Origin of the sequence: Hydrogenophaga flava NBRC 102514 (assembly GCF_001571145.1) — a bacterium.
Classification (GTDB): domain Bacteria; phylum Pseudomonadota; class Gammaproteobacteria; order Burkholderiales; family Burkholderiaceae_C; genus Hydrogenophaga; species Hydrogenophaga flava.
The window spans coordinates 74,789-91,290 of sequence record NZ_BCTF01000001.1; the positions used below are offsets into that span (position 1 = coordinate 74,789).

Sequence of the window (16,502 nt, forward strand, 5' to 3'; positions counted from 1 at the left end):
CCATGTCCTCCGAATCAAGCCCCCGCCCCCACACCGATCTCCCCGAAGGCCGCGAGCTGGTGCTCAAGGTCATTCCCATGCCGGCCGACACCAACGGCAACGGTGACATCTTCGGTGGCTGGGTCATGGCCCAGGTCGACCTGGCCGGCGCCGTGCTGCCGGCGCGCTACGTCAAGGGCCGTATGGCGACCGTGGCGGTCAATCAGTTCATCTTCAAGCAGCCGGTGCGGGTGGGCGACATCCTGAGCTTCTATTCGCACGTCACCCGCGTGGGCAACACCTCGATCACGGTGCAGGTAGAGGTGTTCGCCGAGCGCTTCTCGGCCCAGGGCCAGTACGTCAAGGTGACCGAGGCCAGCCTGACCTACGTCGCCATCGACCACGAGGGCCGGCCCCGCCCGATCCCGCGCGAGGGCCTGCCGGCCGGCATGGCCTGAGGCCCTGGCGCAGCGTCAGGCGTCGGCCTTCTTGCCGAACAGGCGCTTGATGCCCAGGCCCAGGCCCGCCAGCAGGAGGATGCCGACTTTGGCGAATTTCGCGACAAACGCGGCGATCACAGCCAGCAGCCCCAGCTTCTTGGCGCCCGCCCCGATCACCAGCGCCGCCAGCCCGTACTCGGCAACGTGGTCGGTGCTGGCGTTGAAATCTGCATAGCGCTTGCCGTCGACGAAGTTCATCGCATCAAGAAGGGCATGGGCCTCCGACTTGTGGGCCGGCAATTCATCAAGACCCGTCACCAGGTTCATGCTGAAGTAGCCCTCGCGGCCGAGCACGTAGGTGTTGTAGTTCACCCCCAGGTCCTCTTCGCTGTCGCTGCCCTTGTCGCGCGACTTCATGGCCCACACCAGTCGGTGCGTGGCCACGTCGTAGGCGGGCGGCTGCGCCCAGCCGAGGATTTCCATTTCGGCCACACCCATCTTGGCGCGTTCCTTGTTGTTCTCCTCCGTGCCTTCGCGGTAGCTGGTGAGCAGGTCGTCGGCGTTCCATTCCTTGGCGTCGTCGTCCTTGATGTAGCCGGAGTCCTCGTAGCGCACGGTCATGAACCAGCCCGCGTTGTCGTCGGCCGGGAAGATCAGGCCCTGCAATCTCGGGTCTTCGCCGGGGTTGCCCATGGCATTGAGCAGCTTGGTCGCGTGCGGCTGGGGGATGAACACCCTGTCCGCCGGCAGCTTGAGCACGGCCTGCCCGGCCAGGGTGATGTCCGCTGGTCCGTTCTGGGCCGCCTGGCGGGCCACCTCCCAGGGGTCGTCGGCCTTGGGTGCGGCCTGCTGAGCACGGGCCTGCGGCGCCATGGACAACACCCAAAGACCCCACATCAGGGCCAGCAGGCCCCGCCACACAGTTGTGTTCCTCATCGCTTTTTCCCTCCACAGTGCTTCTTGGTTGACGGGTCGTTCGGGCTCTGCCCGATCCCGCGAAGCAGTATAGGAGCCACCCGTTCGGCGTCAGGCCACCACCGCCCGCCGTTCAGCGCGGCCAGCGTTCGCGCCAGCGGCCGTAGATGTGTTCCGCCAGCGCCTGGCTGGCGGCCAGGTGCCGTCGGGTGCCCTCTCGCATCACCTCAGGCGTCTGCACGGTGGCCGGATGCGCCGCGCAGGCCGGGGCGTAGCCGGCGCCTGGCACCGCGATCCAGTCCTCGACCTTGCGTTCGGTGATCTCGATGTGGAACTGCATCGCCAGGTGCTGGCGCAGCGCGAAGGCCTGGTGCCGGCAGGCTGGTGAGCCGGCGATGAGTTGCGCGCCCGGCGGCAGTTCGGTGAAGCTGTCGTAGTGCCACTGGTAGACCGTCGCCTCCGGCGCGTCGCCCAGCCATTCGCGCGCCGCCGCGCTGCCGTCGTGGCGCATGGGCAGCCAGCCGATCTCCGGGGTGTCGAGCGTCCGCACACGGCCGCCGAAGGCGCGCGCGATGAGCTGGCCGCCCAGGCAGTGACCGATCACCGGGATGCCCAGCGCATCGGCCTCGCGGATCAGGGCCTCGGCCTGGCGCAGGCTGGGGCGGTCGTCGTTGGCGCTCCAGGCGCCACCCAGCACGGCCAGGCCTTTCAGGCCCCGCACCGTCGCCGGGTAGGCCTCGCCCGCCTCGGTGCAGCGCACGCACCAGCGCACGCCCTGCGCATCAAGCCAGTCGCCCAGGTGGCCCGGGCCGTCTTCGTGCAGGTGCTGGAGCACCAGCACCTCGGTGTCGTGGGGAATCGCAGCGTTCATGGCCGGGATGATCGCCAGCCGGTCGGCCCGGCGGAGGGCCAATCCGCGCCGCTCAGAAGGTGCCGTGGCGGCCTTCGCCAGCCGCGAAGCGCACCGCGCCCTCCAGCGCATCGGGAATGCGCGCCCGGCCGCGCTGCCACTCCTGCTGCAGCGCCTCGCCCAGCGGCAGGTCCCACTGCGCGTGCGCACTCTCGCGGTCGGCGCGCATCGTGGCCTGCGGGAAGGCGGCGAGCTGCCGCGCCAGCATGATGGCGGCTTCGCGCGCCTGTCCGGTGGGCACCACGCGGTTGGCCAGACCCATCTGCAGCGCCTCGGCCGCCTCGACCTTGCGGCCGGTGAGGATCAGGTCCATCGCATGGCCCATGCCGATCAGGCGCGGCAGGCGCACCGTGCCGCCGTCGATCAGCGGCACGCCGAAGCGCCGGCAGTAGACACCGAAGTAGGCGTCGTCTTCCATCACCCGCAGATCGCACCACAGCGCCAGCTCCATGCCGCCCGCCACCGCCGCGCCGCTGACGGCCGCGATCACCGGCTTGGACAGGCGCAGGCGCGACGGCCCCATGGGGCCGATGGCGCGGGCGTCGTCGCTGTGGAAGTCCAGCGCGTCCAGGCCCGACGCACCACCCGAGGCCGCCAGGCGAGCGCCGTGCTGCAGGTCCCAGCCGGCGCAGAAGTGACCGTGCGCACCGTGGAACACCGCGACCCTGGCGGCCGGGTCGTCCTCGAAGGCCAGGAAGGCGGCGTGCAGCGCCTGCGCGGTGTCGCCATCGACGGCATTGCGCACCTCGGGGCGGTTGAGCGTGACGACGTGGATGTCGTCGATCACCTCGGTGGTGACAGCCGTCATGCCTGCTCTCCCCACAAGCCCACACGCGGCTCATTCAATGCCGCCTGAAGCTCGTCTTCCGACACCTCGATCTCCATGCGCAACAGCGCCCCCGCCATCGACTTGCCCAGGTTGTCCAGCCGCAGGTTGCGGGCGCCGCCGCCCTGCAGCGCGCCCTTGAGCACCAGCTTGAGCGCGAGGATGTTGGGCAGCGGCCAGCGGTCCACCTCGCCCGGCAGCCAGGGCACGAAGTGCTGCCGCACCCGTTCGGCCGTGACCTCGCGTTCGAGGATGCGGTAACCGGCCTCGTTCCAGGCGAACAGCCCGAAGTCGACCCAGTCGGCCTTGTCGCCGCTGCGCGCATGGGCGATGCGGACCAGGGGTATGCGGACTCCGTTCATGCGGCACCTCCCAGCATCTCGACCCGCACATTGGGCTCCACCTCCGTCCGAGGGATCAGCGTCGGCCAGATGCCCAGCAGCTCGCTGGTGTTGTGCAGCCCGGTGAAGCCGCAGGTGTAGGCCGGGCCGCTCAGGCCGATCCAGGGGAACAGGCGGCCGAAGCCGTCGGCGGCGGCCTTCACGTTCGTGCGCAGCACCAGCCGCGTCCAGATCTCGTTCATCTGGTTGAGCTGCTCCGGGGGCGGCAGCGGCGCCAGCGGGCCGTGCGCCGAGTTCAGGCCCGGGTATTCCACGTACAGCTCCTCGTGCGGCACGCGACGCTCGGCCAGCTGGGTGCGGATGGTGGCAATGGCCGCCTGAGACTTGTCCCAGGCGTCGGGCCACGAAAAGCCCCAGGTGACCTCGGCCTTGAAGCCGTCGCCGAAGCCGGCGACCACCTTGAGCTGGTCGCCCGGCGCCGTGCCGCGCGCCCCGGTCAGCCGCACCCGGTCGTGGCCCTCGTCGTGCAGGTGGATGCCGCCTATGTCCAGCACCACGTCGGGCGAGCGGTAGGCGTGCGGGTCGTGCACCTCGTACAGCAGCTGCTGGCGCACGGTGTCGAAGTTGACCCGCCCACCCGTGCCGGGCGCCTTGGTGATGAGAGCGGTGCCGTCGTTCCACACCTCGGCGATGGGAAAGCCGATGTGGGCCAGATCGGGAATCGCCTTCCAGGCTTCCTGGCTGCCGAAGTTGCCGCCGCTGCCCTGGCCGGAACATTCGAGCAGATGGCCGACGGTCAGGCCCTGCGCCAGCCTGTCCAGCCCGGCGGCGTCGGTGGCCTTCAGGTCCCAGCCGAGGTGATGGGCAATGGGGCCGAGGAACAGCGCAGCGTCGGCCACGCGGCCGGTGATCACGATGTCCGCCCCCCGGTCCAGCGCCTGCACGATGGGCGCGGCGCCGAGGTAGGCGTTGCCGAACACCAGCTGCTCGCGCACCGCCGACACCGGCTCCCCCGTGAACAGGTGGGCCAGCGCCGCGTCGGACACGGAGGCGTCGAGCAACCGCGGCAACACGTCGTCGCCCGTCACCACGGCGATGCGCGGCGCCATGCCCCTGGCCGCCAGCGCGGCCTGCACCGCCTGCGCGGCACCCTGTGGGTTGAGGCCGCCCGCGTTGCAGACGAAGCGCACGCCGCGCGCCTGCATCAGCGGCCACAGCCGCAGCAGCATCGGCACCACGTCGCGGGCGTAGCCCAGCGACGGGTCGCGCTGCCGGTCTTTCTGCAGGATGGCCAGGGTGAGTTCGGCCAGGTGGTCGCTGGCGATGAACTGCACATCGCCACGTTCGATGCTGGCGACCACGGGCTCCCAGTGGTCGCCATAAAAGCCGAGACCGGCGCCGATGCGGATGGACTTCATGCGGCCAGCATACGGGCATTCCCTATTTTTGCAAAGCGATTGCTTGCTGAAAATAAGGCACATAAAACCTGCCGCCTGCGCGACTCGGGCTCGGGTCTACCCTGACGCCGGTTTCAGGCAAGGCCGATATAAAACCCGCACGACAGCTGGACCCTGCGCCACAGCATTTGCAGCGCCCTGTGTCCACAACAACAAAGGAGACAGTGCGTGCAACTGCTGCAACTGCTGATCGGCGGTGTGGCCCAGGGATGCATCTACGGACTCATTGCCCTGGGCTTCGTGCTGATCTACAAGGCCACCGAGACGGTGAGCTTCGCGCAGGGGGACCTGATGATGGTCGGCGCCTTCGGCGGCCTGCTGACCATGACGCTGCTGGGGTTTCCGTTCTGGGTCTCGGTGCTGGCGGCCGTCATCGGCATGGGCCTGTTCGGCGTGCTGCTGGAACGCATGGTGATCCGCCCCATCCTGGGCCAGCCGGCGTTCTCCATCGTGATGCTCACCATCGGCGTGGGCTACGTGCTGCGCGGCGTGATCACCATGATTCCCAACATCGGCACCGACACGCACTCGCTGGCCGTGCCCTACGCGGGCGAGGTGCTGAACATGGGCGGCCTGGTGCTCGCCGCCGAGCAGCTGGTGATCATCGGCGTCACCGCGGTGCTGTGCGCCGGCCTGTTCGCCATGTTCAAGTACAGCAAGCTGGGCATCGCCATGCAGGCCTCGTCGCAGAACCAGCTGGCCGCCTACTACATGGGCATCCCGGTCAAGCGGCTCAACGGCCTGGTCTGGGGCCTGGCGGCCGGCGTCGCCGCCATCGCCGGCCTGCTGCTGGCGCCCATCACCTTCGTGCACGCCAACATGGGCTTCATCGGCCTCAAGGCCTTTCCGGCCGCGGTGGTGGGCGGCTTCGGCAGCCTGCCCGGCGCCATCGTGGGCGGGCTGGTGATCGGCATCGTCGAGGCGCTCTCTGGCTTCTACCTGCCCGAAGGTTTCAAGGACATCGCGCCCTACATCGTGGTGCTGCTGATGCTGGTGCTCAAGCCGAACGGCCTGTTCGGCGAGAAGCTGCGCAAAAAGGTCTGAACCGATGCGTTTCATTTTCAAGACCGACTACGACCAGGACATCCGGCTGGCCAAACACCGCGGCCATGTGTTCTGGTACAGCCTGCTGGGCCTGTTCCTCGCGGTGGCGCCCTGGGCCCTGCCCGAGTACTGGCTGGCGCAGCTGACCTTCGTGCTGATCTACGCCATCGTCGGCCTGGGCCTGATGCTGCTGGCCGGCTTCACCGGCCTGTTCTCGCTGGGTCACGCGGCCTTCCTCGGCGTCGGCGCCTACACCGAGGCCGTGCTCACCAACGCGGGCTGGCCGTTTCCTATTTCCATCGCCTGCGCCGGCCTGCTCTCGGCCGCGGTGGGCATGGTGGTGGGCCTGCCGGCGCTGCGCGTCAAAGGCATCTACCTGGGCATGGCCACGCTGGCCTTCGGCTTCATCGTCGAAGAAGGCATGGCGCGCTGGGAACACGTGACCGGCGGCAACGCCGGCCTGGTGGTCAACCCGCCCGCCATCGGCGGCTGGAGCATCGACTCCACCGAAGGCTTCTACTTCCTCTGCCTGGTGCTCTGCGTGGGCGCCACGCTGGCCATCGTCAACCTGCTGCGCGCGCCCACCGGCCGCGCCTTCGTCGCCATCCGCGATTCGGAGATCTCCGCGCAGAGCATGGGCATCCACCTGGCGCGCTACAAGACGCTGTCGTTCGCGCTGTCGGCCGCGCTGGCCGGCATCGGCGGCGCGCTGTACGCGCACAAGATCCAGTTCCTCTCGCCCGACCAGTTCTCCATCATCCAGTCCATCGACCTGCTGCTGATGGTGGTGATCGGCGGCCTGGGTTCGATCCACGGCGCCTTCCTGGGCGCGATCTTCCTGATCGTGATGCCGCAGCTGATCGCACTGGCCAAGGACTTCCTGCCCGAGGCCATCGGCCAGTCCACCGGTCTGCAGGGCACGGTGTATGGCGTGGTGCTGATCGCCTTCGTGCTGTTCGAGCCCATGGGCCTGTACGGCCGCTGGCTCAAGGTGCGCACCTGGTTCCAGCTGTTCCCGTTCTACCGCAAGGGCATGTTCAAGCGGCAGAAGTCGTTCCAGAAATCGGACCGTCTGAAATGAGCGCCATGAACGACGACATCCTCCTCTCGGCCCGGGACCTGAGCGTGCGCTTCGGCGGCGTGCTGGCGGTCAACCGGGTGAGCTTCGACGTGAAGAAGGGCGAGGTGTTCACCCTGATCGGCCCCAACGGTGCGGGCAAGACCACGGTGTTCAACCTGATCAGCCGCATCTACACGCCCACCAGCGGCGAGATCCACTTAGCCAGCCACCAGGGCACGCTGAAGCTGACCGACCTGCCGCCGCACAAGGTGGCCGGCCTGGGCATCGCGCGCACCTTCCAGAACATCGAGCTGTTCGAGCACGCCACGGTGCTGCAGAACCTGCTGATCGGGCGCCATACGCACCGGCAGACAGGGCTGTGGAGCGAGCTGCTGTTCACCGGCAAGACCCGCGCCGCCGAGATCGCCGCGCGCGAGAAGGTGGAACAGGTGATCGACTTCCTCGACCTGCAGCACCACCGCGAGTCGATGGTGGCGGGCCTGCCGTATGGCGTGCGCAAGGTGGTGGAGCTGGCGCGCGCGCTGTGCACCGAACCTCGCCTGCTGCTGCTGGACGAACCGTCGTCGGGCCTGAACGTGGAGGAAACCGAGGACATGGCGTTCTGGATCAGCGACATCAAGAACGAACTGGGCGTGACCGTGCTGATGGTGGAACACGACATGACGCTCGTGTCCAAGGTGTCCGACCGCGTGCTGGCCATGAGCATGGGCGCCGAGCTGGCCACCGGCACGCCGGCCGAGGTGCAGAGCCACCCCGGCGTGATCGAGGCCTACCTCGGCACGGTGGACGACGTGTCCAGCCTGCGCCGCGAGAACCATGGGAGGGTGGCGGCATGACGGCCCCGGTCACCGACAACGCGGTGCTCAAGCTGCTCAACGTAGAGAGCGCCTACGGCCCCATCAAGGCCATCCGCGGCGTGAGCCTGCAAGTGCGGCGCGGCGAGATCGCCACCGTGCTGGGCAGCAACGGCGCCGGCAAGACCACCATCCTCAAGACCATCAGCGGCATCATCGACCCGCGCAAGGGCAGCATCGAATTCAAGGGCGAGAACATCACCGCGCAGGACCCGGCGCTGATCGTGCAGCGCGGCCTGATGCACGTGCCCGAGGGGCGCGAGGTGTTCCCGCTGCTCTCGGTGCGCGACAACCTGCTGATGGGTGCGTACACCCGCAAAGACCGCGACGGCGTGGCGCGCGACATGGAGCTGGTCTTCAACTACTTCCCCATCCTGCGCGAGCGCGCCGCGCAGGACGCCGGCCTGCTCTCGGGCGGCCAGCAGCAGATGCTGGCCATCAGCCGCGCGCTCATGGCCAACCCCGACCTGATCCTGCTGGACGAACCCAGCCTTGGCCTGTCGCCCAAGCTGACCAAGGAGATCTTCGAGATCGTGGTGCGCATCAACCGCGAGCGCGGCACCACCATCCTGCTGGTGGAGCAGAACGCCAACATGGCGCTGAACGCCTCGGACTACGGCTACGTGCTGGAGAACGGACGCATCGTGATGGAAGACACCTGCGCCCGCCTGCGCGAGAAGGACGACATCAAGGAGTTCTACCTCGGCATGAAGGAAGCCGGTGTGCGCGCCGACCGGCGCTGGAAGAAAAAGAAGAACTGGCGGTGAACACATGAGCTATCTCTGGGATCTCTCCGCCATCCGCCCGCAGACCGACGTGGTCATGCCCGGCGATACCATTCCCGCGATCTTCTGGAACGCGGTCGACCGGCGCGGTCCGGGCATCTGGCTGCGGCAGAAGGAATTCGGCATCTGGCGCAGCTGGAGCTGGACCCAGGTGGGCCAGGCGGTGCGCGAGATCGGCCACGGCCTGATCGCCATCGGCTTCGGCGAACGCGAGACCGCGTCCATCCTCTCCAACACCAACGTCGAGTGGGTGCTGTGCGACCTGGCCGTGCTCAGCGCCAACGGCGTGGCCAACGGCATCTACCCGACCGACGCGGCCGAACAGGTGCAGTTCCTCAGCGAGGACTCGGGCACCACCGTGCTGTTCGTGGAAGACGACGAGCAGCTGGACAAGGCGCTGGAGGTGCGCGAGCACCTGCCGCAACTCAAGAAGATCGTGGTGTTCGACATGGACGGCTTGCGCGACTTCCACGACCCCATGGTGATCAGCCTGGACGCGCTGCGCGCACTCGGCCGCCAGCACCTGGCGCTGCACCCGAAGGCGCTGGAGCAGCGCGTGGCCGCCGTGAAGCCGGACGACCTGGCCATCCTGGTCTACACCTCGGGCACCACCGGCAAGCCCAAGGGCGCGATGCACGCGCACAAAGGGCTGGTCTACACCGTGCGCGGCTACAACACGCTGATCGCGCGCGACGAAGCCGACGAGTGCATGTGCTTCCTGCCGCTGTGCCACATCGCCGAGCGCATGGGCGGCGAGTACTTCTCGCTCTACACCGGGGCCAGGCTCAACTTCGTCGAGAACCCCGAGACGGTGCCCGAGAACGTGCGCGAGATCGCGCCCACGGTGTTCACCGCCGTGCCGCGCGTGTGGGAGAAGTTCTATTCGGGCGTGATGATCACCCTCAAGGAAGCCAGCCGGCTGCAGCAGGCCGCCTACGCCTGGGCCATCGGCGTCGGCCAGCGCGTGGCCGACCACGTGCTCAAGGGCGAGGCCGTGCCCGGGGGCCTGCAGTGGCAGTTCCGCGCCGCGCGCCTGCTCGTGCTGGACAACGTGCGCAAGCTCATCGGCATCCACCGCGCGCGTTTCCTGGTCACCGGCGCGGCGCCGATCTCGCCCGAACTGGTGCGCTGGTACCTGGCGCTGGGCGTGCCCATGCTGGAGGTCTGGGGCATGACGGAAACCTGCGGTGCGTCCACCGGCATCCCCGCCGAGCGCATCAAGCCCGGCAGCATCGGCCCGGCCGCGCAGTACAACGAGGTGAAGCTCGACCCGCAGACCGGCGAGATCCTGGTGCGCGGGCCCAACGTGTTCATGGGCTACCTGAACCTGCCCGAGAAGACGGCCGAGACCATCGACAAGGACGGCTGGCTGCACACGGGCGACGTGGGCGTGGTCGATGAGGAAGGGTTTTTCCGCATCACCGACCGCATGAAGGACATCATCATCACCGCAGGGGGCAAGAACATCACCCCCAGCGAGCTGGAGAACGAACTCAAGTTCTCGCCCTACATCACCGACGCGGTGGTGATCGGCGACAAGCGGGCCTACCTCACCGTGATCATCATGATCGACCAGGAGAACGTGGAGAAGTTTGCGCAGGACCACGACGTGCCCTTCTCCAACTACGCCAGCCTGACCCGAGCCCCCGAAGTGCAGCAGCTGATCCAGGACGTGATCGACGCCACCAACAAGAAGTTCGCCCGCGTCGAGCAGATCAAGAAGTTCTGGCTGCTGGAGACCCAGCTGACCGCCGAGGACGAAGAACTCACGCCCACCATGAAGCTCAAACGCAAGCTGGTGCAGCAGAAATACGCCGAGCAGATCGAGGCCATGTACCGCTGACCCGGCCGCCCCGTTTTTTTCCACCCAGGAGACAAGCCCCCATGAAAGCCCGACTCACTCTGACCGCCGCCGCTCTGGCACTGACGGCCGGCGCCACCTTCGCACAGTCGCAAGGCGTGAGCAAGGACGAAATCGTCCTCGGCTCGATCCAGGACCTCTCCGGCCCGCTCGCCGGCTTCGGCAAGCAGGCCCGCCTGGGCATGATGCTGCGCGTGGACGAGATCAACGAGCAGGGCGGCATCAACGGCCGCAAGCTCAAGCTGCTGGTGGAAGACAGCAAGTACGACCCCAAGACCGCCGTGCTGGCGGCGCAGAAGCTGGTCAACCAGGACAAGATCTTCATGATGGTCGGCCACATCGGCACGGCGCAGAACATGGCCGCCATGCCGGTGCAGTTCCAGAAGAACGTGATCAATTTCTTCCCCATCACCGCTGCGCGCGAGATGTACGAGCCCTTCCACAAGCTCAAGTACTCCTTCGCCGCCACGTACTTCGACCAGATGAAGAACTCGCTGCCGGTGGTGGTGAAGGAGAAAGGCGCCAAGAAGGTCTGCACCGTCTACCAGGACGACGAGTTCGGGCTGGAGGTGGTGCGCGGCGCCAAGGAAGGCCTGAAGTCCATCGGCATGGAAATGGCCGAGGAAGCCAGCTTCAAGCGCGGCGCCACCGAGTTCGGCTCGCAGATGCAGAAGCTGGCCGCCGCGCAGTGCGACTTCGTGGTGCTCGGCACCATCATCCGCGAGACCGTGGGCACCATCGCCACCGCGCGCAAGCTCGGCTTCAACCCCACCTTCATGGGCAGCAGCGCGCTCTACACCGACCTGATCCACAAGCTGGGCGGCCCGGCCATGAACGGCCTGTACGCCACCATGACGGTGCAGAACCCCTACCTGGACGACGCCTCGCAGCCGGTGCGCTTCTGGGCCAACAAGTACAAGACCAAGTTCAACGAGGACCCCACCGTGTTCTCGGTCTACGGCTACAACATCATCGACACCTTCGCCAAGGCCGCCGGCAAGGCCGGGCCTGGCCTGAGCACGGACAGCTTCATCAAGGTGATGGACACGATGACGATCCCGACCGACATCTTCGGCAGCGCGCCCGCCAGCTTCGGTCCGCAGAAGCGCCTGGGCAGCAACGCCTCGCGCCTGTCGCAGATCACCGACGGCAAGTGGAAGGTGATTTCGGACTACCCGAAGAACTGATCCCCGCTCAGAGCTGCGCGCCGCCTGTCTGAACAGGCCATGCGCGAAAGCCGCCACGCCCCGTGCGATGGCGGCTTTTTTTGTGGCCTCGGCCTACTTGGGGCGCGCGTCCTCGGTGGTCAGCGGCTTGCCGCCCGAGCCCCACCAGCCGCTGCGGATCTCCTGGATCACGCAGCGCGTCATGGGGCGAAAGCCTTCGCCGCCCACCTGCACCACCGCTTCGGTGATGGCGGCGATCAGTGCGTGCTTCTTGTCGTCGGGCAACACGCCCTCGATGATCTTGACGTCGATGAAAGGCATGGTGGTCTCCTAGGCCAGGGTGGCCACGGTCTCGAACGGCAGCCGGGGTCCCCGCGGACGCAGGGAAGCGGTGTCGCCATGACCGAGGTTGATGAGGAAGTTCGAGCGGAAGCGCCCGTCCGGGAAGAAGCTGCGGTCCAGCGCATCGGCGTCAAAGCCGCTCATGGGCCCGCAGTCCAGCCCGAGCAGGCGGGCCGCCACGATGAGGTAGGCGCCCTGCAGGCTGCTGTTGCGCAGCCCTACGGTTTGCGCCAGCGCGGGCTTGCCGTCGTACGCCGCGGCGGCGGTGGGCATGTGCGGGAACTGGGTCGCCAGGTGCTCGTAGAAGCGGCTGTCGTGGGCCACGATCACGGTCACCGGTGCGCTCATGGCCTTGTCCACATTGCCCGGTGCCAGGCAGGGCCGCAGCTTCTCCTTGCCTTCGGCGCTGCGCACGAACACGTAGCGCGCCGGCTGGCAGTTGGAGGCCGTGGGGCCCCACTGGGCGAGTTCGCACAGCGCCTTCAGGGTGTCGTCGGAGACGGGTTCGTCGCGGAACTTCGGGAAGGTGCGGGCGGCCGAGAACGCCAGTTCGGTGGGGGACAGGGTCGGGTGGGTCATGGAGGCCTCGAAAGGGTTGGAAGCGGTCAGGCCGCGGTGTAGGCGGTCTTGACCGTGGTGTAGAAATCGGCAGCGTAACTGCCCTGCTCGCGCGGCCCCATGCTGGAACCCTTGCGCCCGCCGAACGGCACGTGGTAGTCGACCCCCGCGGTGGGTGCGTTGACCATCACCATGCCCGCCTGTGCATGCCGCTTGAAGTGGGTCGCGTGTTTCAGGCTGGTGGTGCACAGGCCGCTGGACAGGCCGAACGGCGTGTCGTTGGCCAGCGCCAGGGCCTCCTCGTAGTCGCGCGCGCGGACCACGTTGGCCACCGGCCCGAACACCTCCTCGCGGCTGATGCGCATGGTGTTGTCGGTGCCGGTGAGCAGCGCCGGGGTGAGGTAGTGACCCGGCTGCCCGAGGTCGTTGCTGGCGCGGTGTTCGCCGCCAAACGCCAGCGTGGCGCCCTCTTCCTGGGCGATCCGGATGTAGTCCAGATCGACCGCGAGCTGGCGCTCGTCCACCACCGGGCCGATGTCGGTGCCCGGGCGGCGCGCGTCGTCAACCTTGAGCTGTTTCAGGCGCTCCACCACCGCGGCGACAAAGCGGTCGTGGATGCCCTCGGTCACGATCAGCCGGCTCGACGCCGTGCAGCGCTGGCCTGTGGAATAGAACGAACCCAGCACCGCGCACTGGACCGCCACCGCGAGGTCGGCGTCGTCGAGCACGAGCAGCGGGTTCTTGCCGCCCATCTCCAGCTGGTACTTGGCCCCGCGCGCCGCGCAGGCCGCCGCCAGGCGCCGGCCGGTGGCCACCGAGCCGGTGAAGCTCAGTCCGGCCACGCGTGGGTCGTCCACCAGCGCGGTGCCGATCTCGGCGCCCGAGCCCATCACCAGGTTGAACACGCCCGCCGGCAGGCCGCTGCGCGAGAGGATCTCGGCCAGCGCCCAGGCCGAGCCGGGCACCAGTTCGGCGGGCTTGAACACCACGCAGTTGCCGAAGGCCAGCGCGGGCGCGATCTTCCAGGCCGGGATGGCGATGGGGAAATTCCAGGGCGTGATCAGGCTCACCACGCCCAGCGGTTCGCGCGTGATCTCCACCCCGATGCCGGGTCGCACCGACGCCAGCAGCTCACCCCGCTGGCGCAGCGCCTCGCCGGCGAAGAACTTGAAGATCTGCCCGGCGCGCACCACCTCGCCCACCGCCTCGGGCAAGGTCTTGCCTTCTTCGCGCGCCAGCAGGTCGCCCAGTTCGGCGCTGCGCGCCAGGATTTCGCTGCCGGCCTTGTCGAGCACATCGAAGCGCTGCTGCGGCCCCGAGAGCGACCAGGCGGGGAACGCGGCCGCCGCCGCATCCACCGCGCTGCGCGCCTGCGCCAGGTCGGCCAGCGCGTACTCGCCGATCACATCCCGCGTGTCCGACGGGTTGATGTTGCGCACGCTGCGCGCACCCGCCACCCATTCGCCGCCGATGAAGTTGTGTCCCTGCGCCATCACGCACGCCCCGGGCCACGGCGGCGAAAGCGGGCCTGCCACTCGTCCAGCGGCATGTAGCTGGGGTCGTCGCGCACCATCGCGAAGGTCTCGGCCAGCAGCTCTTCCTCACTCTTCTCGAGGTCCAGCGGCGCGCCGTAGGGCTGGTTCACGTAGTACGGCGTGTCCAGGTAGACCTCGACGCGGTTGCCCTCGGGGTCGAAGTAGTACAGCGACCAGGCGTTGCCGTGGTTCATGGGGCGCATCTCGGTCGCGCCCAGGGCCTCCGCCTTGTCGCGGTTCCAGCGCAGTTCGGCCAGGTCGGGCACCAGGAACGACACCTGCATGATGGTGCTCACCTTGGAGTCCGGGGAGCGGCCTTCGGACAGCACGATCTGGTGGTGCTGGTCTTCGGTGGCGCTCATGAAGACCAGGCGGTTGCCGAAGTTCTTGCCCAGGCCCTCGTCGGTGATGGTGAGCTTGAACACCTGGGTGTAGAAGTCGACCATCCTGTCGAGGTCGTAGACGAAGAAGCCGAAGTGGGCCGGGGTGGGGCGGGTGACGTTCATGGTGTCGGGTCTTTCTCAGTCTTTCTGGATCTTGGCGTCTTTGACCAGTTGCCCCCAGCGCTTGAGGTCGCCCTCGATGGTGGCCTGCAGGTCCCTGGGTGTGCTGGCGTGCACGTCGCCGCCGGTGGCCTCGGCCAGCTTGCTGCGCAGGGTGGCGTCCTGCAGCGCGGTGGCGACCTGCGCGTTCAGGCGGTCGATCACCGGCTGTGGCGTGCCGGCCGGTGCCAGCAGCGCGGTCCACGAACGCACCTCGAAGTTCGGCACCCCCTGTTCGGCCACCGTGGGCACGTCGGGCAGGCCGCTCCAGCGGGCGCTGCCGGACGTGCCGAGCGCGCGCAGCTTGCCGGCCTTGACCTGGGGCAGCGCGGTGGTCGGCGCGATCACCACGAAGTCGACCTCGTTGCCCAGCAGCGCAGTCACCGACGCGCTCTCACCGCGGTAGGGCACGTGGGTGAAGGCCGAGCCCGCGCGGTTGGCCAGCAGCTCGCCGGTCATGTGCTGGCCGGTGCCGATGCCGGCCGAACCGAAGGTCATGGGGTTGGGCCGGGCCTTGGCCGCCTTGATCAGATCGCCCAGGCTGTGGTGCGGGCTGGCGGCGTTGACCACCACCAGGAAGGGGAACGAGGTCAGCGCCGAGATCGGCTGGAAGGACTTGGCAGTGTCGTAGGGCAGCTTGTCGTAGAGCACACCCGCGATGGCATGGCCACCGGTGGCCAGCAGCAGGTTGTAGCCGTCGGGCTTGGCCGAAGCCACGGTGGCCGCGGCGATGGTGCCACCGGCGCCGGCCTTGGGCTCGACCACGATGGGCTGGCCCAGGCCCTTGGCCATTTCTGCGCCCACCAGGCGCGCCACCACGTCGGCGTTGCCGCCCGCGGCGAAGCCGTGCAGCACGCGCACCGGGCGATCGGGATAGGTCTGCGCACCAGCGGCCAGCGGCAGGGTCAGGGCCAGCGCGGCCCCGAACAGCGTCATCAGGTTCTTCTTCACGGTCTTGTCTCCTGTGGTTATGAAACGGCTTACTGCGGCGCCTGCTCGACGGTGTTGCGCAGGGTGCCGATGCCTTCGATCTCGACCTCCACCACGTCGCCCGGCACCATGAAGCGCGGCGGCTTCTTGCTCCAGCCCACGCCGCCCGGCGTGCCGGTGACGATCACGTCGCCCGGCACCAGGGTGAAGATGGTCGAGGCGTACGCGATCTGCTGCGCCACCGAAAAGATCATGTCGTCGGTGGTAGTGGACTGCATCAGCTCGCCGCTCAGGCGCGTCACCAGCTTGAGCGGGCGGTCGTGCGCGATTTCGTCGGTCGTGACCATCCAGGGGCCGAAGGCGCCGGTGGACTCGAAGTTCTTGCCGGCGCAGATGGCCTTGGCATGGAACTGCCACTCGCGGATGCTGGCGTCGTTGTAGATCGAGTAGCCGGCGATGTGCTCGTGGGCCTGGGCCTCGGGGATGTTGCGGCCCGGCTTGCCGATGATGACCGCCAGTTCGCCCTCCCAGTCCAGCGAATCGGAACAGTGCGGGCGCAGGATGGGCTGGCCGTGCGCCACCTGCGAGCGCCACACGCGCAGGAAGATCGGCGGGTGCGCCGAGAGCTCGCGGTCCAGCCCGGCGGCCACGACCTCGCGGTGGTGGTCGTGGTAGTTGCGGATGGCGCAGACGATCTTCTCGGGCTGCGGAATCACCGGCAGGAAGCGGATGCTGGCGAGCGGGATGTCGGCGGGCACGCTGGCCGCATCGGCCCCTGCCTGCAGGGTGCGGCCGGCCGCGATGTAGGCCTGCAGCGTGGGGTATTGCGGGTAGGCACGGCCGAGATCGGCCACGTGCTCACCGACGACGGCGCCCCAGGAGGCGCGGCCCTGGTATTCAAACGACAGAAGCTTCATGTGGGTTCTTTCAGAAAAG

At 68.0% G+C, this 16,502-nt stretch carries 18 protein-coding genes; 7 read left to right on the top strand and 11 right to left on the bottom strand.

Annotated elements, in window-relative coordinates:
- Positions 1-2 precede the first annotated feature (2 nt).
- Positions 3-437, top strand: coding sequence for an acyl-CoA thioesterase (locus HFL01S_RS00345; RefSeq protein ID WP_066253068.1), 435 nt, complete (start codon positions 3-5; stop codon positions 435-437).
- A 15-nt stretch (positions 438-452) separates the two neighbouring features.
- On the opposite strand, the gene HFL01S_RS00350 is transcribed toward HFL01S_RS00345, so the two are convergent.
- The 5 genes from HFL01S_RS00350 to HFL01S_RS00370 all read right to left on the bottom strand — a co-directional run bounded on the left by HFL01S_RS00350 (position 453) and on the right by HFL01S_RS00370 (position 4,829).
- The gene (locus HFL01S_RS00350) at positions 453-1,355 is read right to left on the bottom strand and encodes a DUF2167 domain-containing protein (protein ID WP_066253071.1); all 903 of its coding nucleotides are present in this window, start codon (positions 1,353-1,355) and stop codon (positions 453-455) included.
- A gap of 112 nt (positions 1,356-1,467) precedes the next feature.
- Positions 1,468-2,247, bottom strand: coding sequence for a type 1 glutamine amidotransferase (locus HFL01S_RS00355; protein ID WP_245644706.1), 780 nt, complete (start codon positions 2,245-2,247; stop codon positions 1,468-1,470).
- Positions 2,248-2,257: 10 nt separating this feature from the next.
- The gene (locus HFL01S_RS00360) at positions 2,258-3,052 is read right to left on the bottom strand and encodes a crotonase/enoyl-CoA hydratase family protein (protein WP_066253074.1); all 795 of its coding nucleotides are present in this window, start codon (positions 3,050-3,052) and stop codon (positions 2,258-2,260) included.
- The gene (locus tag HFL01S_RS00365) at positions 3,049-3,432 is read right to left on the bottom strand and encodes an AtuA-related protein (RefSeq protein ID WP_066253077.1); all 384 of its coding nucleotides are present in this window, start codon (positions 3,430-3,432) and stop codon (positions 3,049-3,051) included. Before HFL01S_RS00365 ends, HFL01S_RS00360 begins: the two co-directional genes overlap by 4 nt.
- Positions 3,429-4,829, bottom strand: a complete 1,401-nt coding sequence (locus tag HFL01S_RS00370) for an acyclic terpene utilization AtuA family protein (RefSeq protein WP_066253080.1) — start codon at positions 4,827-4,829, stop codon at positions 3,429-3,431. The genes HFL01S_RS00365 and HFL01S_RS00370 overlap by 4 nt, the downstream gene beginning before the upstream one ends.
- Before the next feature lie 207 nt (positions 4,830-5,036).
- On the opposite strand from HFL01S_RS00370, the gene HFL01S_RS00375 reads away from it, so the two are divergent.
- The 6 genes from HFL01S_RS00375 to HFL01S_RS00400 are packed head-to-tail and all read left to right on the top strand — an operon-like array spanning position 5,037 to position 11,680.
- Complete coding sequence (locus HFL01S_RS00375; protein WP_066253082.1) at positions 5,037-5,912, top strand: branched-chain amino acid ABC transporter permease; 876 nt, start codon at positions 5,037-5,039, stop codon at positions 5,910-5,912.
- Between the two features lie 4 nt (positions 5,913-5,916).
- Entirely contained in the window at positions 5,917-6,993 is a 1,077-nt protein-coding gene (locus tag HFL01S_RS00380; RefSeq protein ID WP_066253084.1) for a branched-chain amino acid ABC transporter permease, read from the top strand.
- A 5-nt stretch (positions 6,994-6,998) separates the two neighbouring features.
- Positions 6,999-7,829, top strand: coding sequence for an ABC transporter ATP-binding protein (locus HFL01S_RS00385; protein WP_066253086.1), 831 nt, complete (start codon positions 6,999-7,001; stop codon positions 7,827-7,829).
- Positions 7,826-8,614: an ABC transporter ATP-binding protein gene (locus tag HFL01S_RS00390; protein ID WP_066253088.1), complete on the top strand. Its 789-nt coding sequence runs from the start codon at positions 7,826-7,828 to the stop codon at positions 8,612-8,614. The genes HFL01S_RS00385 and HFL01S_RS00390 overlap by 4 nt, the downstream gene beginning before the upstream one ends.
- A gap of 4 nt (positions 8,615-8,618) precedes the next feature.
- A complete protein-coding gene (locus tag HFL01S_RS00395; RefSeq protein ID WP_066253090.1) occupies positions 8,619-10,475 on the top strand; it encodes an AMP-dependent synthetase/ligase in 1,857 nt (618 codons plus the stop codon).
- Positions 10,476-10,516: 41 nt separating this feature from the next.
- Positions 10,517-11,680: an ABC transporter substrate-binding protein gene (locus HFL01S_RS00400; protein ID WP_066253095.1), complete on the top strand. Its 1,164-nt coding sequence runs from the start codon at positions 10,517-10,519 to the stop codon at positions 11,678-11,680.
- 93 nt (positions 11,681-11,773) lie between these two features.
- Here HFL01S_RS00400 and HFL01S_RS00405 read toward each other — a convergent pair whose 3' ends face one another.
- From HFL01S_RS00405 to HFL01S_RS00430, 6 genes are read right to left on the bottom strand one after another with little or no spacing between them, the layout of a single operon-like run.
- The gene (locus HFL01S_RS00405; protein ID WP_066253099.1) at positions 11,774-11,980 is read right to left on the bottom strand and encodes a tautomerase family protein; all 207 of its coding nucleotides are present in this window, start codon (positions 11,978-11,980) and stop codon (positions 11,774-11,776) included.
- A 9-nt stretch (positions 11,981-11,989) separates the two neighbouring features.
- The gene (locus HFL01S_RS00410; RefSeq protein WP_066253101.1) at positions 11,990-12,580 is read right to left on the bottom strand and encodes a malonic semialdehyde reductase; all 591 of its coding nucleotides are present in this window, start codon (positions 12,578-12,580) and stop codon (positions 11,990-11,992) included.
- Between the two features lie 26 nt (positions 12,581-12,606).
- Positions 12,607-14,052 carry an aldehyde dehydrogenase family protein gene (locus HFL01S_RS00415; RefSeq protein ID WP_066253105.1) on the bottom strand — a complete coding sequence of 482 codons (1,446 nt, stop codon included), beginning with the start codon at positions 14,050-14,052 and terminating at the stop codon, positions 12,607-12,609.
- Entirely contained in the window at positions 14,052-14,600 is a 549-nt protein-coding gene (locus tag HFL01S_RS00420) for a VOC family protein (protein ID WP_066253108.1), read from the bottom strand. The genes HFL01S_RS00415 and HFL01S_RS00420 overlap by 1 nt, the downstream gene beginning before the upstream one ends.
- Before the next feature lie 15 nt (positions 14,601-14,615).
- On the bottom strand, positions 14,616-15,587 hold the full coding sequence (locus HFL01S_RS00425) for a tripartite tricarboxylate transporter substrate binding protein (RefSeq protein ID WP_245644707.1): 972 nt from the start codon (positions 15,585-15,587) through the stop codon (positions 14,616-14,618).
- Positions 15,588-15,616: 29 nt separating this feature from the next.
- Complete coding sequence (locus HFL01S_RS00430; RefSeq protein WP_066253113.1) at positions 15,617-16,483, bottom strand: fumarylacetoacetate hydrolase family protein; 867 nt, start codon at positions 16,481-16,483, stop codon at positions 15,617-15,619.
- Positions 16,484-16,502: the final 19 nt, after the last annotated feature.

Excerpts from the sequence above, each read along its gene's own strand:
- HFL01S_RS00395 (WP_066253090.1), top strand. The coding sequence starts at position 8,619 with ATGAGCTATCTCTGGGATCTCTCCGCCATCCGCCCGCAGACCGACGTG.
- HFL01S_RS00365 (WP_066253077.1), bottom strand. The coding sequence starts at position 3,432 with ATGAACGGAGTCCGCATACCCCTGGTCCGCATCGCCCATGCGCGCAGC.
- HFL01S_RS00350 (WP_066253071.1), bottom strand. The coding sequence starts at position 1,355 with ATGAGGAACACAACTGTGTGGCGGGGCCTGCTGGCCCTGATGTGGGGT.
- HFL01S_RS00400 (WP_066253095.1), top strand. The coding sequence starts at position 10,517 with ATGAAAGCCCGACTCACTCTGACCGCCGCCGCTCTGGCACTGACGGCC.
- HFL01S_RS00385 (WP_066253086.1), top strand. The coding sequence starts at position 6,999 with ATGAACGACGACATCCTCCTCTCGGCCCGGGACCTGAGCGTGCGCTTC.
- HFL01S_RS00360 (WP_066253074.1), bottom strand. The coding sequence starts at position 3,052 with ATGACGGCTGTCACCACCGAGGTGATCGACGACATCCACGTCGTCACG.
- HFL01S_RS00415 (WP_066253105.1), bottom strand. The coding sequence starts at position 14,052 with ATGGCGCAGGGACACAACTTCATCGGCGGCGAATGGGTGGCGGGTGCG.
- HFL01S_RS00380 (WP_066253084.1), top strand. The coding sequence starts at position 5,917 with ATGCGTTTCATTTTCAAGACCGACTACGACCAGGACATCCGGCTGGCC.
- HFL01S_RS00405 (WP_066253099.1), bottom strand. The coding sequence starts at position 11,980 with ATGCCTTTCATCGACGTCAAGATCATCGAGGGCGTGTTGCCCGACGAC.
- HFL01S_RS00420 (WP_066253108.1), bottom strand. The coding sequence starts at position 14,600 with ATGAACGTCACCCGCCCCACCCCGGCCCACTTCGGCTTCTTCGTCTAC.
- HFL01S_RS00370 (WP_066253080.1), bottom strand. The coding sequence starts at position 4,829 with ATGAAGTCCATCCGCATCGGCGCCGGTCTCGGCTTTTATGGCGACCAC.
- HFL01S_RS00345 (WP_066253068.1), top strand. The coding sequence starts at position 3 with ATGTCCTCCGAATCAAGCCCCCGCCCCCACACCGATCTCCCCGAAGGC.
- HFL01S_RS00410 (WP_066253101.1), bottom strand. The coding sequence starts at position 12,580 with ATGACCCACCCGACCCTGTCCCCCACCGAACTGGCGTTCTCGGCCGCC.
- HFL01S_RS00430 (WP_066253113.1), bottom strand. The coding sequence starts at position 16,483 with ATGAAGCTTCTGTCGTTTGAATACCAGGGCCGCGCCTCCTGGGGCGCC.
- HFL01S_RS00390 (WP_066253088.1), top strand. The coding sequence starts at position 7,826 with ATGACGGCCCCGGTCACCGACAACGCGGTGCTCAAGCTGCTCAACGTA.